This is a genomic window from Pyrolobus fumarii 1A (assembly GCF_000223395.1).
Classification (GTDB): Archaea; Thermoproteota; Thermoprotei_A; order Sulfolobales; family Pyrodictiaceae; genus Pyrolobus; species Pyrolobus fumarii.
The window spans coordinates 1,109,296-1,124,331 of sequence record NC_015931.1; the positions used below are offsets into that span (position 1 = coordinate 1,109,296).

Genomic DNA, 15,036 nt, shown 5'->3' on the forward strand with positions numbered 1-15,036 from the left:
GGCTGTCTGGGCTCTAGTTGTGGCTTACTGATGGTGTTCTTGGTGCTCTTCTCGTTGCTAGTTGTGCTGCTGGCTTCTTTCTTGCTGCGCTTCTTGCTGTTCTCTGTGTGGGTGGTTGTCTGTTTTCTTTTTGTGTTGCTGGTACTAGGAGTACGAGGGCGCGTAGGAGCTCTGGTATCTCGTGGATTAGTCTCCTTGCTATTCTCTGTGCCTCCTGGTAGGCCTCTTCTAGTGTCATTGTGGGTGGCGCCTCTAGCCAGACTTCTACCTCGCGGAATGTGCCGTAGCTCTCTACGCGTAGCTTTCGTATCCTGGTGTAGCGTGTGGTTTTCCGTAGTGTTGCTTTCACCTTGGCTGCTATGCTCTGGTGGTCTCTGCGGGGGACTATGCCTATGAGGTGTGTCGCCGCCTCTCTCGCCATGCCTAGCAGGCCGTGGGTCACGTAGGCTCCCATGGCTAGGGCGGCTATCTGCTCGGGTAGTGGTGTTGCGGCGGTATTCGCGAGTAGTATGGCTGCGCCGCCTCCCAGCTCGAAGGCCATGTCGAGCCTGAGCTTCTCGGCTATCATCCTCACGGCTACTATGTCGAGGTTCACGCGGCGTAGGCTGCGCAGCATGAACCTCTCGAGCACGTAGCTGGCTGCGGCGCTCGCCAGGGGGTATGCGGCTAGGGGCGCGGGGGTTGGCTCCGGGTGTGGCGCCACAGCGTTGCGGGCAGCCACGGCCAGCGTGACCATCACGGCGATTATGGAGGCTACTAGCACGGCTAGGGACTCCAAGCGCAGTATCTCGTACCGCGCCCTGTACGCCACTGTGCGCGACGCGGCGACGCGGAAAGCGACCGCTAGGCTACCGAAGCTCATGGCCTCTATTAGCCACACGAACGCCTCCATCAGGATTACATCGGATGGCTCACGCAGGTAGAGCACGAGCCCCACCAGCGACAACAAGAGCGACACGAGGGCGACGGTGTAGGCTGCCCTTAGGGCGCCAGACGCGACCAGTATCTTTCTCACCGCCAGCCTCCTCACCACGCCTCATCACCCCCGCCACGGGCAACACCCCGGGGCCAGGACGGTCAGGCTGGGTGCAGAGCGCGAAGGGCATGAGGGCGGAGGCCAGGAGACCCAAGTGTAGAGGTATAGAAGTTAACCGTGCGAAACAAAAGGAATATCGAGGGTATTAGTTTTTGCATCAGTCGCTTCAAAGATGATAAATAAAACAAGAGTATTGATTGCCGCAAATTATCAATAATGTGATGTTCTCCAAGCCCTGTTAGCCAGGACAAAGTCATACAGTGTTTGTTTCTCCGTCCTAACATGCTAGCTCTGATGTAACCTGCAAGACTAGGATGCACGACGCTATTGGTCGTGATTCACAAGCTTGTAACCGAGTAGTGAGCAGGAACGGCTACACATTAAGCTTAGTATGCTCGTCCAGTATGATGGGGGCCGGTGGACCTCGATAGGTTTGTTGCCGAAGTAGCGTCTATGGGCCTCCCCGTTGACCCGGTGCTCGATCTCATAAGGCTTGTGTACACGGTTAGAGAGCTACCCTACGAGCTTGTAGAGAAGACGGGGGAGAGAAGGCCGCGTTAGCACCCTCTTCCTGGTCGACGAGTGGATTATAGAGCTGCTGTATAACTATAATCTGATGCCGCGCGGCATGAGCGAGACTACACTATACGGTGAGTATGCTAATGTCAGGTACTACAGGCTTACGCAGAGGGGGCTAGAGATAGGCTCTCGGGTCTTCGTTAGACACCTGCGCGGGGTGTTTGACAAGCTGTTGGAGGTTCTAGAGGGGTATCCCCTGGGCTTGGTGCGTGTTATCGCGTTGAGTGCTCTCGACTTGCGGAGTGGCGAGCTGGGCTGGATAGAGGTTATGGTTGAAGGGTGGGACTTGAGCAAGGCGTTGTCCCACACGATTTCCGACATAGAGTTCTCGCTTGTGGACACTGTGGAACTTAGGGAAGTCTATGCAGGGTCTAAGCTTGTGTTCGGCGACCTCAGGTTGGTCTTCGAGAGGTTGAAGCGTGCTAGAGCAGGCATGTACAAGCCTAGGGTCTACGACGTGTTTGTCGCCAAGCTGTTGGTGAGGTACAATGGCGAGGTTCGTAGGATGGCCCTAGAGCTGATGGAGAAGCTTGTCGAGTTAGGCTTGGCGGGTAGAATCCCGCTCTTCGACAGCAAAGGCAAACGCTACACGGACGCATATCGGGCTCCACCCGAGGTAGCCTACGTGCTCGAGAGGTACTCCTCTAGTTTCGACATGTCGCACATCCGGAGGCACGTTCTTGCCGCACAGCTTGTTATGGAGGCGTTAAGGAAAGAGCTGACTAAGAGCGAGCTTCTGGCGGCCCTGATGGGCCTAGGCATCCCGGAGGAAGAGGTGAAGTCCGCCCTGGAGGCTCTATACGCTAAGGGCGTGACATCAAGGTACAATGAGGCTGGAGGGCCAGACTCACCTCCCTTCATTATCCTCGACGAGGAGAGGGCGAAGAGGGAAGCCGAGGCGGTAGTCAGGCTAGCCGGGTCTCTACTCCTCGCGCCTTAACCGGTATACACTAGGCTGCAACCCACACTAGCGTTTTTTTTTTTGAAGAGGTGAGGTTTCACATACTTGACTTGATGCTCTACAAGGTTTTCCGTGAGGCTAGCGGGCCCGCGGCGAAGGCGAGGCGTCCATGCTGTCACGCAATATAAGCTATAAGAATAAGACTGACACAGGTAAGCTGCTCCACTTTGTCCACCGAGCTATTAAGATACGATGGAAGCCCGTAGGATGAATCATATTGAGCTAGCTGGTAAATGTGGCGAGTTACTCGGCTGACTCGAGCCTAGTCTAGAGAACGTCTACTAAGGGGCTTCAAGGTGTTCATAGTCATGGTTTCAGCAGCGGCACTGAGACGCTAATGTTGAGAGATGGTGCAATGCTCACCCCTCGAGTACTAAAACAGCGCTTGCAGCATTATCAACGTCAATATCTGCTGGGTTGAGATTGATACGGCTGTTCGAGCATGTGAGTAGATTGCCGTGAGAGGGAGCTTGCTACAGGGCTAGAGAGGTTCGTAAGGAAATGAAGTGCTCGGGGTGCAGAGGGCGCTATAGTGACTTGATTACTGGGCTTACGGCCCTCATGCTCTGGTTGAGTGGAGTGTACAGCTCCTACGGTGTACCTGCGTCCGGTGTTGCTCTAGACTCGGATGGTGGCGAGTCTCTCCATAGTGGTGGCTATGCTGGGTTGCGGGAGGGAGGATGGGATGAAATCGTCCGCAAGGTTAAGGACGTTATGAGCAATTGTGGGCTCCGGGAGCTTCGACGACAGGTGGCGATTGTATGCGGCAAGGGCATAACCGAGGACAGAGCCTAAATCCAGCACACTTCTTCAACCTTGTAGAGCATATCAAAGATCTGGGCTGGTTTCCAGAGGAGGTCGTTCTTAGGAGAATCATTAGTGGCCTCTACTTCTCACTCTACAACTACTGGGCGTATAAGAAGTACTCCAGGGGCGTAAAGGGGGAGAGGATACTGCCAAGACATGTACCCTATGAAGCAGTTCTACCTAGATACACTGGACGCTGGGAAAGATAGGCAGCTGCTTGAACTCCTCTACTACCGTGTAGCTGCTGATCACCACATCGCAAACCCGACGAGAGTCAAACTCTACATATCGAAGAGCATTTCTTACGGCGAGAGAACGATCATGATAACGCTCGAAAATGTAATCAAACTGCTAAGGACTGCCAGAGAGTTACTCGACACTATAGAGAGGATGTGAACTTAGGAGTACCGAGCAACATGCATGAGCTGCTTCGGGTCGACACCAAGAGTCTTCTCTCAGCTCATTGTACCCCCGAGTATACCCGGAACAGCCTTTCCTCCTATTTGCTCTGTAAGCGGCTGCACGGGGAAATACAAGCTATTGCCAGCCAATGACCAGGGAGAGGAGCCACTGTAAAGAAGCATAATAGACACTATACGAGTGATCGGATGATAAGAGGAAGAAGCTAGTCTTAGAGGCCCTACTACCTTTCTCCTTCTCCAGTACTCTCTTACCACATGCTAGGCCGTATCGGATCAACTGTATAGATTGGCTCTGAGCCATGGCGCTCGTGAGGCTTGAGAGACCGTTGAGACTGTGAGGCCGAACCGGGAGTTGTGTGAGAACCGGCGGTTATGAGGCAAGGGCATGGCGCCAGCAGTTGCGTCTGTGCTCATCTCGTGATTATCTCCACGTCTAGTGCTTTGGCTGCCTCGCGGGCCCTATCGTCGGCGTAGCACGTTACGATGATCTTCTTTGTCTTTGGCGGCTTCACGACCTTCTGGTAAAGCTTGCACTTCTCGTTGAAGACTTTGACGTCGGCTACGCTGACGCTAGACTTCACCTCCACGAGGTAATGCGTATCGTCCTTGACCACAACGTCTACCTCGATTAGAGTCGGGTATCCGAAGACTACACCCTCCCTATCGAAATACTCCCATTTCCCCACCTGGGCCACGCCGAAGTACTCATGGAGGAACCTGCGCAGACTCTCCCGGACAGCCTCCTCCGCGTACAGCCCCCACCTTGAGCCCAGCGCCGCGAGGCGATCCCCAAACCTCCTAAGCTCCTCTTGGAGACCCCTAATCACCCTGCTATGCTCCTCGATCCTCTCCTCGAGCTTGGCGACCTGCTCTTGTAGCGCCCTGATAGCCTTGCTGTGCTCTAGCACCTGCTCCTGGAGCTTCACCATCTGCTCTTGAAGTGCTTTGACCTGCTCTTGTAGAACCTTAACCTGCTCCTGAAGCGACCTAACCTGCTCTTGTAGCGCCCTTATAGCCCTGGTATGCTCCTCTATCCTCTCCTCGACTTTCAACAGTCTCTCTTCGATCCTGGCCATCCTCTCCTCGATCTTCGCGAGCCTCTCCAGGATCTCTAGGAGTCCTAGCTCAGCAGCAACAGCACGGCGAAACTCCCAGTCGCTGCGCAACAACTCCAGGATAGCACGCTTCAAGTCCCCCTGGCCCGTTGTACCCGACGCCATGTAGTGCAACCCACGATGCATACTTTGCAATTCTCTCGCTTTACTCTTTCTACCTGGCATGACGCAAAACCAGATGTCCTAGGCGTACAGCCAGCCTGCAATCCCAGCCATCCGAGCCACAGGGCTACATTCATGCTGGGCTTAGCTGCTTGGTGAAAGGGAGGTGCGGGGGCCTCATACTATAGAGTTTGCACTGTTCATCACAGCTTGAAGAAGATATGGGGCTCTTCGAAAAAGGCTCCTAGCCCGATCTCGTCAACGTCATTGAGGTATATGCCTCTATACTGGATACCACTGAATCTTACCCGCCTCGATAGACTGGATGTAGTGTACAACAATGCATACGATTATCCCCGGTGTTGCGATAGTGCTTTCCTCACGATACCCTAAGAAATGAAAGCTATATAGTGCTGCTCTTGTCCACCTCTCGCCTTGGTGGGCTGTTGGCATCTGGTGGGATTATTGTCCGGGTGGACTCCAAGGGTAGGGTTACGATCCCCCTTGAGGTTAGGAGGAGGCTCGGGCTGAGAGAAGGGTCTATGCTCCGCGTCATTATCGACGAGGGCTCAAAGAGGATTATGTTGGAGCCCGTGGAGCAAGGTACCGCTGAGAGATTCTACGGTGTTTTCCGCGTCAGGCGCTGGCCTCGTGACCTGGACGGGGTTGTTGCTGACGCGGTGTACGGGGCATGGCTAGGAGATACGTAGATGTTAACGTGTTTGTCTACTGGCTTGGGGGCCACCCGGAATACGGCCAGAGGGCGCTAGAGTGGATACGGGAGATTGAGAAGGCTCCCAACGGGGCCTACATTACTGCTAGCCTTACGGTGTTCGAGCTTGTAGTGATAATGTCGAGGCTCACGGGCGCCAGGCTAGGCGACACGCACCTCATCACAACGATCCTGGAGGCCCTGGGTAGCCTCAAAGGCCTCAAGATAGTCGAGACGCTCTACAGTGACTACGTGGAGGCACTGAACCTCATGAAAACATACAAGCTAGACTTTGAAGATGCGATACACCTAGCAGTAGCCATGAGGGTTAATGCCAAAGAGATAGTCTCCAATGACGCAGACTTCGACAACACACCCCTGAAGAGGGTATTCTAGCTTCCAGGAAACGCCATTAAAACGTCAAGATTGGGCCACAATGCTGATGCTCACTTCCATCACGAGTAGCTGCCCTACCTGTTTCTTGCCTCTCAACGGCAGCTCCCCCGATGCACAACAATAGACGGGCCGCTATGCTCCTGCTGCAGGCCGAGCCCGGCGCAGGCTAGGCAACCAATGTTAGCAACGCTAACGCGCATCTACGGGTAGAGCAGTCGTTCTCCAGCCTGAGCGGCCCCTTAGCAGGCAAGAGCTACACTTGCTTAACAAGCCTCGTGTAGTGCGAATATGCAATACTCTCCTATACACCTGGGGGAGGAGCGCCTGCTAGGCTTCGGTCTCGACTGCGGGCTTTATCTCCACGCCTAGCTTCGCGGCTGCTTCGTAGGCCTTGGGTGATATGAAGCCGCCTACTATGAGTACGCGGGGTTTGACACGGTAGAACTTCTCGTATAGCTTGGCTTTGAGCGCTGCTATCCTCACGTCGCCGGGGTCGACCCTCGACTTCACCTCTACTATCACGTGCCGTGTATCCCTTACAACCACGTCCATGTCTACCTCGCAGGGGTAGCCGTAGACTATCCCCTCCTCGTCACGCAACGTCAGCTTCGAGACACTACCAACCCCGAGTATCTCCTCGATGACGGTCTTCATCGTCTCCTTCAACCCAGCCTCGGTGACAAGCCCAAACCTATGCGCAACTATATTCACAAGCCTCTGCAGCTCCACAATCCTCGACTCGAGTCTTATGATCGCCTTGCTATGCTCGGCCATCTGCTCCTGTAGCTTGACAACTTGTTCCTGTAGCTTGAAGACTTGCTCTTGTAGCATTCTAACCTGCTCTTGCAGCTTGGCGACCTGCTCTTGTAGGGCTAGGGTCGCCCTACTATGCTCAGCCATCCGCTCCTCGAGCCTCTCTAGCCTCTCCAGGATCTCCAGCAGCCCAAGCTCAGCTGCAACAGCACGGCGAAACTCCCAGTCGCTCCTCAACAACTCCAGGATAGCCCGCTTCAACACATCCCTGTTAATAGCGTTGCTCAACACCAGCACCAACCTACACGTAACGCTCAACCAGGCTTACATCGATTCAAGCATTGACATGCTATCAACACTTGGTCGAATAGCGCTGGCTAGCATCCCGTTCGAGAATATCAACAAGTGTTTGCATTGGATGCGGGGAGGCTCGAATAGGTGCTTTGGGGAGGTACGCGGGGTGCTGAGGATGGTGGATAGACATTAGCTCTGGTGTCGAGGTTGTTGTCCTCGGGTTGGCGCTGAGTTGGTGTATAATGGCGGTGTTTTTGTCGATGCTGGTTATCGTACTCTGCTTGGCACTGGGTTCTACGATAGGCGTGAGGAGCTTGAGAGGATAGCGGAGCTTCTACGCGCTGTACGTACCCTCGTTATCTATGGGCCTAGGAATGTTGGGAAGAGTGAGCTAGTGAGGTACTTCATAGCCCGGAGGCTTGGCCGTGGAGCGTTAACCGGTCTTACTAGGAGGGTTGTCATCGTCGACGCTCGTCAGCGAAGAGTAGAGCGGTATTTTGGAGTGGAGCGTGGCTTGCTCGGATTACTCGAGGAGATGCTTAGTTCCGTGACGGGTTTGCCTCGTGGCCTGGTGGGGCTCCTGGAGGAGCTGGTCTCTAGGCTTCGGCCTCCAATCCTCGTGTTTATCGATGAGTTCCATCTCCTCTTCCGAGGTAGTCTTGGGGATGCACTGGTCGAGCTCGAGGCTGTGGCGGGATTCCTGGCTAAGAGGGGGGAGGAGCAGATCCGCCTGGTAGTTACGGTGAGCGAGGGCTTCTTTGCGACTCTCGGTGCGCTGCATAGGCTACTCGGCTACTCTGTCGGGTATCTGCTCGTGGAACCGATGAGTGTCGGAGCTTTCAAGGCTCTATACGAGGAGTATCGGGGCAAGCATGGTTGCAGCATTGGCTTTGATCTGTTAACCCGGCTGGCGGGCACCTCCCCCGGCTACCTGGTAGACCTGTGCCCCAGGAGCGGGAGCCTGCTAGAGGAATGGGTCCTTGGCGAGCTGCAACGGCTAAGTGCTGCGCTAGACCTTGCAGCTGAAGCTGCGGGTATTAGCAGAGAGGAGGCTGTACGTGTTGCCACTAGGCTCCTACGAGGCGAGCCTGCAGAAACTCCTAGAGAGCGGAGGCTAGGCGAGAAACTGGTAGAGATGAACATAGCGTATCCGTGCCAAGCGCGGTTACAGCGGATATATCTCCCTCAGCTCCCGCTCTACAAAGTCGCACTGGAAACAGCTGTAAACACGGGACTCGAGAATATGGACTTAGACTTACAGCTTATAGCCGGGTACGAACAATTTACATTGAAACGCTGCTCCGATATAGTGTCGCGCCCAGCTGGAGCCTAGGGGTACGCCGAAAACCACACGGCACAAGACGAGCAGATGCTCTACTAATGCTTATACGCTTATAGTAGTGTGTCTACATGTGCTCGTATACGGTGCCCCGTGGTGGCGCCGAGCGTTGTCCTATCGGTTCGTATACGGAGAGAGCTTAAGGAGGAGGCTGAAAAGCTGGGTATTGACATCAGGAGTGTCGTGGAGAGGGCTCTCGAGGAGGCCATCAGGAGGGAGAAGATTAGGAGATTGTTGAGTGCTGCGAGGGAGGCGGTCAGGGAGTTGAGCAGGGTTGAGCTAGAGGAGTGGGTTGCAGCGGTGAGAGAGGCGAGGAGGGGTTAAGCAAGCTACTCTTCGACGCATCGGCTCTATATCCTCTAGCAAAGCTCCTTGTCAAGAAGCCATACATCACGGAGAAGCTCCTGGATAGGCTCGCGATACTCGACTTGACCCTCTACGAGGCTTGCAACGCCGCGCTTATCGAGCACCGTAGGAGGCTTGCACAAGACCCGCATAGGGTCTGTAAGTTTGTGGCTAACTTGGCCGAGCTTATCGAGGTTATAAGGGTGCAACCCGCGTGGCTCAATGGTATAATGGAGGTTGCACTTAAGAAGAGGTTGACCTTCTACGACGCCGCCTACGTTTACACCGCGACACTCTACAACTACACGCTTGTAACCGAGGATAGTGACATTCTACGTGCTCATCCTAATTCAATACGAGCATCGCAACTCAAGCTAGAAGAGACTTTGTGAAACCGCTAGGAGACTAGCGATGATGTTTTGTAGCGTTGCCGAGGTGCTCTAACGGGGTTACAGCTAGGCATGGCAATGTTTTATGATGTTTGCTTTGCTGTGTTCTTCCCGGGGCACCGCCCATCATGATTATTGTTGCTATCCCTCGGAGGCTTGTAGATGCTATCCGTAGACGCGGCCACGTAGACGTAGAGTCTTTCGTCTTGGAGGCTGTTGAGCGCGCATTGGATCTCGACCCTGAGGAGGAGCTGGAGACTCGTGTTGCTGTAGCCGAGCATATGCTTCGGCGTGCTAGGGATGTGCTCGAGAAGGGCGATGCCGTGCAGGCTAGCGAGAAGCTCTACAAGGCGGTAGAGGAGTGCATCAAGGTACTGGCCTGCCTCGAGGGCCTCGAGGAGTGTAGAAGAGCGAGAGAAGAAGGTCAATGGTGGACGAAACTGCTGAGTAGAGCTGCTCGTAAACTCTCCGTGAGGCTTAACGAGCCACTGGTGCTTGAAGCATGGGGACACGCGTACGACTTGCACGTCCACGGGTTTCACGAGCACGCGCTGGATGCAGAGAACGTGGCTAGGTCAGTCCCTGTTGTGGAGAAGCTAGTCAGCTACACCAAAAGGATACTTGGAGAGAGGATCCGGCGCGACGGCAACAAGGCCGGTTGAAATACATCCTGGTCCTCGCGATGCACATAACCGTTCATCTAAACCCGCTCACGACATGTGTTGTTCATAGGTAGCGCTATGCTCCATAACGAGCCACTAGCCTATAGTAAAGTGGGCTTTACCCCGGAGGCCTAGAGTGTAGCGACACGGCACTAGGATGCTCGTAGCTTTCCTCTTAGGTGGCTTAACGCTTGTTCGTGCTCCTGGCTCCATGCTCTGGCTTCTTCTAGCTTGGGTTTCACCCTCTCGACTATCTCTAGGAGCGTCTCTACCAGGTAGAGTATGTCTTGCCGTGCTTCCTCCTCGTCGGGGTACTTGCTGAGCGTCATGCCGGGGTCTGGCCCGTGATACTGGTAGTCATGGAGGTTGAGCGCCGTGTCTGTCAGGGAGCGGATGTGCTTGTAGCCTAGTTGCTCGAGGAGCCTGGAGAGGGGCTTCAGCCTAGCCGTGGGCACCCTGGGTATCCCGACCTCCTCTAGCCACCTTCTCTCATCCTCACTCCTCAGCAGGTTGTCCAACCTGGGCTTCTCCAGGGCGAGAAGAGCCGCTATCAGCGCCCTCCAGGCTTGGAATGTCTTGCCTGCCGCGTTGCGCGTGTAGCCCTCCTCGAGGAACCGGAGGGCGAGCAACGCCTCCAGGAGAGACTCCAGCAGCCTAGCGCCAGCGTAGCCCGTGAGATCCCGCTGCGGCTTTGGCAGCGGTCTCTCCAAGGCACGTGTAGTTACCGTCACCTCGCAAAACCCGTGTGACATGTATCTCCCAGAATGTATAAACATTGGCGGCTCTGCACACGCCGCGAGACTCCTTCGGCCATTACCGAGGGAGGATGCTTGGGATGGGAGCTAGTGCTGCCTGCTCTTGCCGAGGAGGTAGCCTATCAGTGCGGCTGTTAGCGTGAGGAGTAGCCAGGGTAGGGGTTCGGGTTCTCCGGCTCCCGCTGCACCCTCTCCAATCGTCATCGTCAATGTTACTGTTGTAGTTATGGCTGTGATTATGGTTCTGGGCGTGAAGGTTACCGTCGTAAACCTCGTGACTGTCTCTGTGATTGTGGTGGTCTGTCCCGGCCTCTCGACGGTCACGGTCTCCACGATGTTCCTGATTGTTGTTCTTGTCACGGTGATTGTGACCGTCACGGTATGCGTGACTGTCCTAGTCTCCTTCTCCTCCCTGCACTCGGCTAGAGCCTCCGTCTTGGGGGCATAGAGGGGCCAGGTGGGGCGGAACTCGTTGGGGTAGTCGCGGGGCTCTGCTAGGCCCCGCTCCAGTAGCCACGCGTTGACGTTTAGGAGTGTAGTCTCGTTATGGTCTATGAGGAGCACGCCAACTATCCTCCCGTACTTGTCAAACACGTACACATCATCAACGTCTATATAGAGCGTCTCGTGGCCCGCGAGGAGCGCTTGAAGCGCACGCTTAGCCTTGATGCCCTCCGGCGTGTCAATCTCCGGGGCGTTCACGTCAGCAAGCCGAAGCCTCCCCTCGAACCCCACCAGCTCCGAGAACCTCTCTGAGCAGGCTTTCACCACGACAATCCTGACAGTGTCGCCGTCCACCACGTACTCCAGCCTCGCTATCACATCTACACGCTGCGCGGTTGCAAACAGCGGAGTAGCAACAACCAACGCTAGAACTGCGAGTATAGACACGAGTGTCAATGTAGAGATCGGCGACTGTAAACCATTGGCGGCGGGCACACCCGTATGTGAATGGCCGTGGGCTAGCTTGTTTCCCACGGCTCTCACCGTGTAAGAGCAAGCATTGTGCGCCACCTAGACTGGGTCAAAAGCTCGCAGCGCCCAATAGCATAGGGTGTGGCGCCACTCTGGGGCCGGTCGCGAATAGTGCTCGGGGGGAAGCCCTGCCCCTAGAGGGGGCGCGTTTACGCGTGAGGGTCTATGCGGGGACTCGCCTTATCCAGGATATGGGGTTTAGCTCGTCACTCTGTTACGCGGTGGCATCTGTGCCTGCATGTTCGTCTTCTAGGTTAGCGGCTGGTTTGGCGTGCAGGCTGTCTGGGCTGTTATCGTGGCGAGGCGCCCCCGTAGCTCCTCCATGAGTATCGGGCATTCGAAGCCGAGGTTGTCCCAGAAGTGTTGGCATTGTATCTTACACTCGATGGCGAAGGGGAAGAGTAGCTTGTCGTGCATGAATAGTGTCACTTTGTGGTGCTCCGTGTGTATGGATAGTGGTAGTGTCCGTGTGATCCCCCGGAGGGCTAGCCGTATCCCGCTGCGCAGGTAGCCGGGTGGTACCCCGAGCCTGTGCGCTAGCTCGTCCAGCACCTCTGTGAAGCTGGCGCCGTCGCGCAGGTATGCTAGTATCGCTTCTTTGAGCAGCCTCAGGACATGTATTGACGCCTCGTCTATCTTGCATATCGTCATGTTCTTTAGCGTTAGCCTCCTCCTCTGGGCTTCGACGCCAAGGATGTATAGGAATCCTAGGAGCTCCTCCGGGGTGGCCCTAAGCCCCCATATCCTCCCCATACACTCCGCGAACATGTTCACATCGATGATGTTGTTCACGTAGAGCGTTATGCACCCCTTGGCGGATAGGGCTAGCGTCTCTCTAGACCCGTCAACGGGTACGACGACGCGCTTCTCTAGCAGCTTCTTCGCCTTACGGTAGACGGTCGCCACGTTGAGCTGAGCCATGCGCGCGATCTTGTAGGGTGTTGCTGCGCCCGCTCTCAGGTAGTAGAGCAGTATCCTCTTCTCGGCGTCGTCAACGTCGGGTGTTAGCTGGCGCCAGATGCTCTTGACCATCTCTTCCAGGGTATCCAGGGTATATGCGCCGGTCATACACCATCAATAGTTGGAAACGCCATTTTAGACTAGAAATAGTTGGTGCCGTACATGTGGGGCTAGTAAGCCCTCTTATCATGGCCGTTGAGAAGAGGCTACTAGAGGCCACGCCACCGGGTAATCAAGCGTCTTGATAACAACGCGGATTAGAATGGTGCTCTGTTGTTCTACCCGGTGCTGGGAGGATGGTAACGAGGAGGGAGTTCATAAAGAGCTTCACGTTCGCGATCCTCGGTGGCCTGGCGGCTTCCAGCGTTGCGCCCACAGCTAGTGCTGCTGGCGCCACCGGTAAGGGGGAGGCGCCTCCACTCCCGTGGCCGTACGTCAAGCTCGACCCGGAGGAGACGAGGAAGCTTGGGCACCTCGGGTACTACGCCTTCGAGTGTGCGGGTGGAGCGTTCTGGGCTATAGCGGTCCAGCTCCGGGAGAAGATAGGCTACCCGTGGACCCTCCTACCCATACCGAGCCGCGAGGAGGTACTCAGGGCGGTCAACGAAGGTGGTCACGGGCACCTAGCTTGCCCGATGCAATACGGGTATGGCGGCGCGGTAGGCTGGTCTACGCTGTGCGGCTCGCTCAACGGCAGCCTCTTCATAATAAACATGGTTGCGGAGAACCGCGACTGGGACAAGATCGGAAAGGCGCTGATGAGGTGGTATGAGACCTTTCCCTTCCCAAGCGACAAGATGAACGAGTATGTCACCCGCGGCGAGGTTTACGTGAAGAGAGAGCGGTTGAAGAGCAGCAAGTGGCTCCCGAGGAGCGTGAGCGGCTCTGTCCTATGCCACGTGTCTGTTAGCAAATGGTGTGTGGTCTCCGGCTACGCGAGCGGCTCCAAGGAGAGGGCCGAGAGGTGCGCGAGGCTAACGGGCGACGTTGCCGCGAAAACCGTCGAGCTTCTCAACGCGTACTTCGAGGGTAGGCTCGAGGAGGTCACGAAGATCAAGCTGTCACCGACGACTGTGGGCTGCAGAGTCTGCCACTATAAGGGCAAGGAGTACGAGATAGGACAGTTCACGCGAGGCTATATGCAGTGCGAGACGTGCCATCACGATCTGCGACCGCACGCCCACACGATAGTCGCGTTCGGCCAGCAGCCTAGCAGCGAGCTGCAAGCGACGCCCGCCAAGAGGGAGTTCGAGAGCCTAACGAGAGCCGCGATAGGCTCCACCATCGCGATAGGCGCTCTGACTGGAGTCCTCGCTGTCGCCCGTAAGCGCAGCAAGTAACACCCTGGGGGTGACGTTCCTATGACCGCTAGGCTGTACTCCCCGGGGCGGCTCATAGGCAGCTTCATAGCAACCTCGATAGTGCTTGGCCTTGGCTGGGCGCTTGTCTACGAGTATGCCATCAAGGTGTTGATGAGGGAGGGCCACTTGAAACTCCAGAGGCTGCTAGAGTTTGACCTCGTGAGTACGCTCTGGTGGAGGGATTTCATAGCGCTGGCTTTCGACCTGCTGATCATAATAGTCGCGGCGATAGGAACATGGTGGGTCGTGGCGCACTTCGTGCTTGAGGCTCGTGAGGCTGGCAAATGGCGCCTCTACTACAACAGCCCGGAGGGTAGGCGCGACACCTGGGTACCGAGGCTAACCGCATGGCAGAGGGTGCAACACCTCTGGCTCATGATCACGTTCATAGTCTGCGCCGTGACGGGCATGGCGGCGCACCTCGACGTGCTGGCGGACCGCGCTACGCTACTCACGATACACGTGTACTCCGGCATAGCAATGGGCATCCTCGCAATCATACACGTGGTGTACTATGGGGTGCAGGCGCTGGTCGCCAAGGCTAGAGGCGAGAGCCTACGCGAGAAGTTCCCCATGCTCGAGATATACAGCATCCGCTACGTTAAGAACCTCGTGAAGGCGCTTATACACCCGTTCTACCCGCGCGTGAAGCCAGAGCCCTACGGCAAGTACGACCCGGAGCAGATCTTCGAGTACTGGGGCGTCTACTGGGGTATGGCCGTACTCGGCATACCAGGCGTACTCCTGGCGCTCTACGGCCCGAGCATCCTCGACGGAATCCTATGGGTCATGCACTGGAAGGAGGCGATACTAGCAATAACGTTCATACTGATGGTGCACATGGGCTACACGCACCTAAGGCCAAGCATCTTCCCGATAGACACGACATTCATACACGGCAAGATGCCGATGAAGAGGGTGAAGGAGGAGCACCCGCGATGGGCGCAGGAGCTGGCCGGAGAGGCACAAGAACAGACCAGCGGATGAGCACCGCTACTCTCCGCCACACGCGGGGCCCGCGCCACGGGACGCCCAAACATCGAGACGCGCTAAAAGCCGCTAGACACTGTTTT

General features: G+C 56.0%; 18 protein-coding genes. 12 read left to right on the top strand and 6 right to left on the bottom strand.

The window, feature by feature from the left end:
- Positions 1-13: 13 nt before the first annotated feature.
- Positions 14-1,033, bottom strand: coding sequence for a cation efflux transmembrane domain-containing protein (locus PYRFU_RS05855; RefSeq protein ID WP_014026728.1), 1,020 nt, complete (start codon positions 1,031-1,033; stop codon positions 14-16).
- Between the two features lie 420 nt (positions 1,034-1,453).
- On the opposite strand from PYRFU_RS05855, the gene PYRFU_RS10495 reads away from it, so the two are divergent.
- The 4 genes from PYRFU_RS10495 (at position 1,454) to PYRFU_RS10015 (ending at position 3,779) form a co-directional block, all read left to right on the top strand.
- Positions 1,454-1,597 (top strand): hypothetical protein, encoded by a 144-nt coding sequence (locus PYRFU_RS10495; protein ID WP_014026729.1) that lies wholly within the window; start codon positions 1,454-1,456, stop codon positions 1,595-1,597.
- A gap of 67 nt (positions 1,598-1,664) precedes the next feature.
- Positions 1,665-2,555 (top strand): hypothetical protein, encoded by an 891-nt coding sequence (locus tag PYRFU_RS05860; RefSeq protein WP_167827862.1) that lies wholly within the window; start codon positions 1,665-1,667, stop codon positions 2,553-2,555.
- A gap of 558 nt (positions 2,556-3,113) precedes the next feature.
- Positions 3,114-3,371: a hypothetical protein gene (locus tag PYRFU_RS10010; protein WP_052296949.1), complete on the top strand. Its 258-nt coding sequence runs from the start codon at positions 3,114-3,116 to the stop codon at positions 3,369-3,371.
- A gap of 168 nt (positions 3,372-3,539) precedes the next feature.
- Entirely contained in the window at positions 3,540-3,779 is a 240-nt protein-coding gene (locus tag PYRFU_RS10015) for a hypothetical protein (RefSeq protein ID WP_052296950.1), read from the top strand.
- A 436-nt stretch (positions 3,780-4,215) separates the two neighbouring features.
- Here the strand turns inward: PYRFU_RS10015 and PYRFU_RS05870 are convergent, their stop codons facing one another.
- Complete coding sequence (locus PYRFU_RS05870) at positions 4,216-5,085, bottom strand: PD-(D/E)XK nuclease family protein (RefSeq protein WP_244403829.1); 870 nt, start codon at positions 5,083-5,085, stop codon at positions 4,216-4,218.
- Between the two features lie 356 nt (positions 5,086-5,441).
- Between PYRFU_RS05870 and PYRFU_RS05875 the strand changes: the two genes are divergently transcribed.
- Both PYRFU_RS05875 and PYRFU_RS05880 read left to right on the top strand, forming a co-directional pair.
- Positions 5,442-5,732 carry an AbrB/MazE/SpoVT family DNA-binding domain-containing protein gene (locus PYRFU_RS05875; RefSeq protein WP_244403830.1) on the top strand — a complete coding sequence of 97 codons (291 nt, stop codon included), beginning with the start codon at positions 5,442-5,444 and terminating at the stop codon, positions 5,730-5,732.
- Positions 5,714-6,130: a type II toxin-antitoxin system VapC family toxin gene (locus PYRFU_RS05880; RefSeq protein WP_014026734.1), complete on the top strand. Its 417-nt coding sequence runs from the start codon at positions 5,714-5,716 to the stop codon at positions 6,128-6,130. The genes PYRFU_RS05875 and PYRFU_RS05880 overlap by 19 nt, the downstream gene beginning before the upstream one ends.
- A 327-nt stretch (positions 6,131-6,457) precedes the next feature.
- Here the strand turns inward: PYRFU_RS05880 and PYRFU_RS05885 are convergent, their stop codons facing one another.
- On the bottom strand, positions 6,458-7,171 hold the full coding sequence (locus PYRFU_RS05885) for a PD-(D/E)XK nuclease family protein (RefSeq protein ID WP_014026735.1): 714 nt from the start codon (positions 7,169-7,171) through the stop codon (positions 6,458-6,460).
- A 241-nt stretch (positions 7,172-7,412) separates the two neighbouring features.
- Here PYRFU_RS05885 and PYRFU_RS05890 point away from each other — a divergent pair, with 241 nt between their 5' ends.
- The 4 genes from PYRFU_RS05890 to PYRFU_RS05905 all read left to right on the top strand — a co-directional run bounded on the left by PYRFU_RS05890 (position 7,413) and on the right by PYRFU_RS05905 (position 9,912).
- Entirely contained in the window at positions 7,413-8,510 is a 1,098-nt protein-coding gene (locus PYRFU_RS05890; protein ID WP_244403912.1) for an ATP-binding protein, read from the top strand.
- 99 nt (positions 8,511-8,609) lie between these two features.
- The gene (locus tag PYRFU_RS05895) at positions 8,610-8,840 is read left to right on the top strand and encodes a hypothetical protein (RefSeq protein WP_014026737.1); all 231 of its coding nucleotides are present in this window, start codon (positions 8,610-8,612) and stop codon (positions 8,838-8,840) included.
- Entirely contained in the window at positions 8,804-9,253 is a 450-nt protein-coding gene (locus PYRFU_RS05900; RefSeq protein ID WP_014026738.1) for a type II toxin-antitoxin system VapC family toxin, read from the top strand. Before PYRFU_RS05895 ends, PYRFU_RS05900 begins: the two co-directional genes overlap by 37 nt.
- A gap of 125 nt (positions 9,254-9,378) precedes the next feature.
- Entirely contained in the window at positions 9,379-9,912 is a 534-nt protein-coding gene (locus PYRFU_RS05905; RefSeq protein ID WP_014026739.1) for a PaREP1 family protein, read from the top strand.
- 152 nt (positions 9,913-10,064) lie between these two features.
- Here PYRFU_RS05905 and PYRFU_RS05910 read toward each other — a convergent pair whose 3' ends face one another.
- From PYRFU_RS05910 to PYRFU_RS05920, 3 genes are all read right to left on the bottom strand, one after another.
- Positions 10,065-10,688, bottom strand: a complete 624-nt coding sequence (locus PYRFU_RS05910; RefSeq protein WP_014026740.1) for a PaREP1 family protein — start codon at positions 10,686-10,688, stop codon at positions 10,065-10,067.
- A 66-nt stretch (positions 10,689-10,754) separates the two neighbouring features.
- Complete coding sequence (locus tag PYRFU_RS10020) at positions 10,755-11,558, bottom strand: thermonuclease family protein (RefSeq protein ID WP_244403913.1); 804 nt, start codon at positions 11,556-11,558, stop codon at positions 10,755-10,757.
- 333 nt (positions 11,559-11,891) lie between these two features.
- The gene (locus PYRFU_RS05920) at positions 11,892-12,710 is read right to left on the bottom strand and encodes a hypothetical protein (protein WP_014026742.1); all 819 of its coding nucleotides are present in this window, start codon (positions 12,708-12,710) and stop codon (positions 11,892-11,894) included.
- A 188-nt stretch (positions 12,711-12,898) separates the two neighbouring features.
- On the opposite strand from PYRFU_RS05920, the gene PYRFU_RS05925 reads away from it, so the two are divergent.
- Both PYRFU_RS05925 and PYRFU_RS05930 read left to right on the top strand, forming a co-directional pair.
- Positions 12,899-13,942: a C-GCAxxG-C-C family protein gene (locus PYRFU_RS05925; protein ID WP_014026743.1), complete on the top strand. Its 1,044-nt coding sequence runs from the start codon at positions 12,899-12,901 to the stop codon at positions 13,940-13,942.
- 21 nt (positions 13,943-13,963) lie between these two features.
- Entirely contained in the window at positions 13,964-14,950 is a 987-nt protein-coding gene (locus tag PYRFU_RS05930) for a hypothetical protein (protein ID WP_014026744.1), read from the top strand.
- Positions 14,951-15,036 lie beyond the last annotated feature (86 nt).

Coding starts and splice junctions, on each gene's coding strand:
- PYRFU_RS05860 (WP_167827862.1), top strand. CDS start 1,665: ATGAGCGAGACTACACTATACGGTGAGTATGCTAATGTCAGGTACTAC.
- PYRFU_RS10015 (WP_052296950.1), top strand. CDS start 3,540: ATGTACCCTATGAAGCAGTTCTACCTAGATACACTGGACGCTGGGAAA.
- PYRFU_RS05870 (WP_244403829.1), bottom strand. CDS start 5,085: ATGCCAGGTAGAAAGAGTAAAGCGAGAGAATTGCAAAGTATGCATCGT.
- PYRFU_RS05880 (WP_014026734.1), top strand. CDS start 5,714: ATGGCTAGGAGATACGTAGATGTTAACGTGTTTGTCTACTGGCTTGGG.
- PYRFU_RS05905 (WP_014026739.1), top strand. CDS start 9,379: ATGATTATTGTTGCTATCCCTCGGAGGCTTGTAGATGCTATCCGTAGA.
- PYRFU_RS05910 (WP_014026740.1), bottom strand. CDS start 10,688: ATGTTTATACATTCTGGGAGATACATGTCACACGGGTTTTGCGAGGTG.
- PYRFU_RS05920 (WP_014026742.1), bottom strand. CDS start 12,710: ATGACCGGCGCATATACCCTGGATACCCTGGAAGAGATGGTCAAGAGC.
- PYRFU_RS05925 (WP_014026743.1), top strand. CDS start 12,899: ATGGTAACGAGGAGGGAGTTCATAAAGAGCTTCACGTTCGCGATCCTC.
- PYRFU_RS05930 (WP_014026744.1), top strand. CDS start 13,964: ATGACCGCTAGGCTGTACTCCCCGGGGCGGCTCATAGGCAGCTTCATA.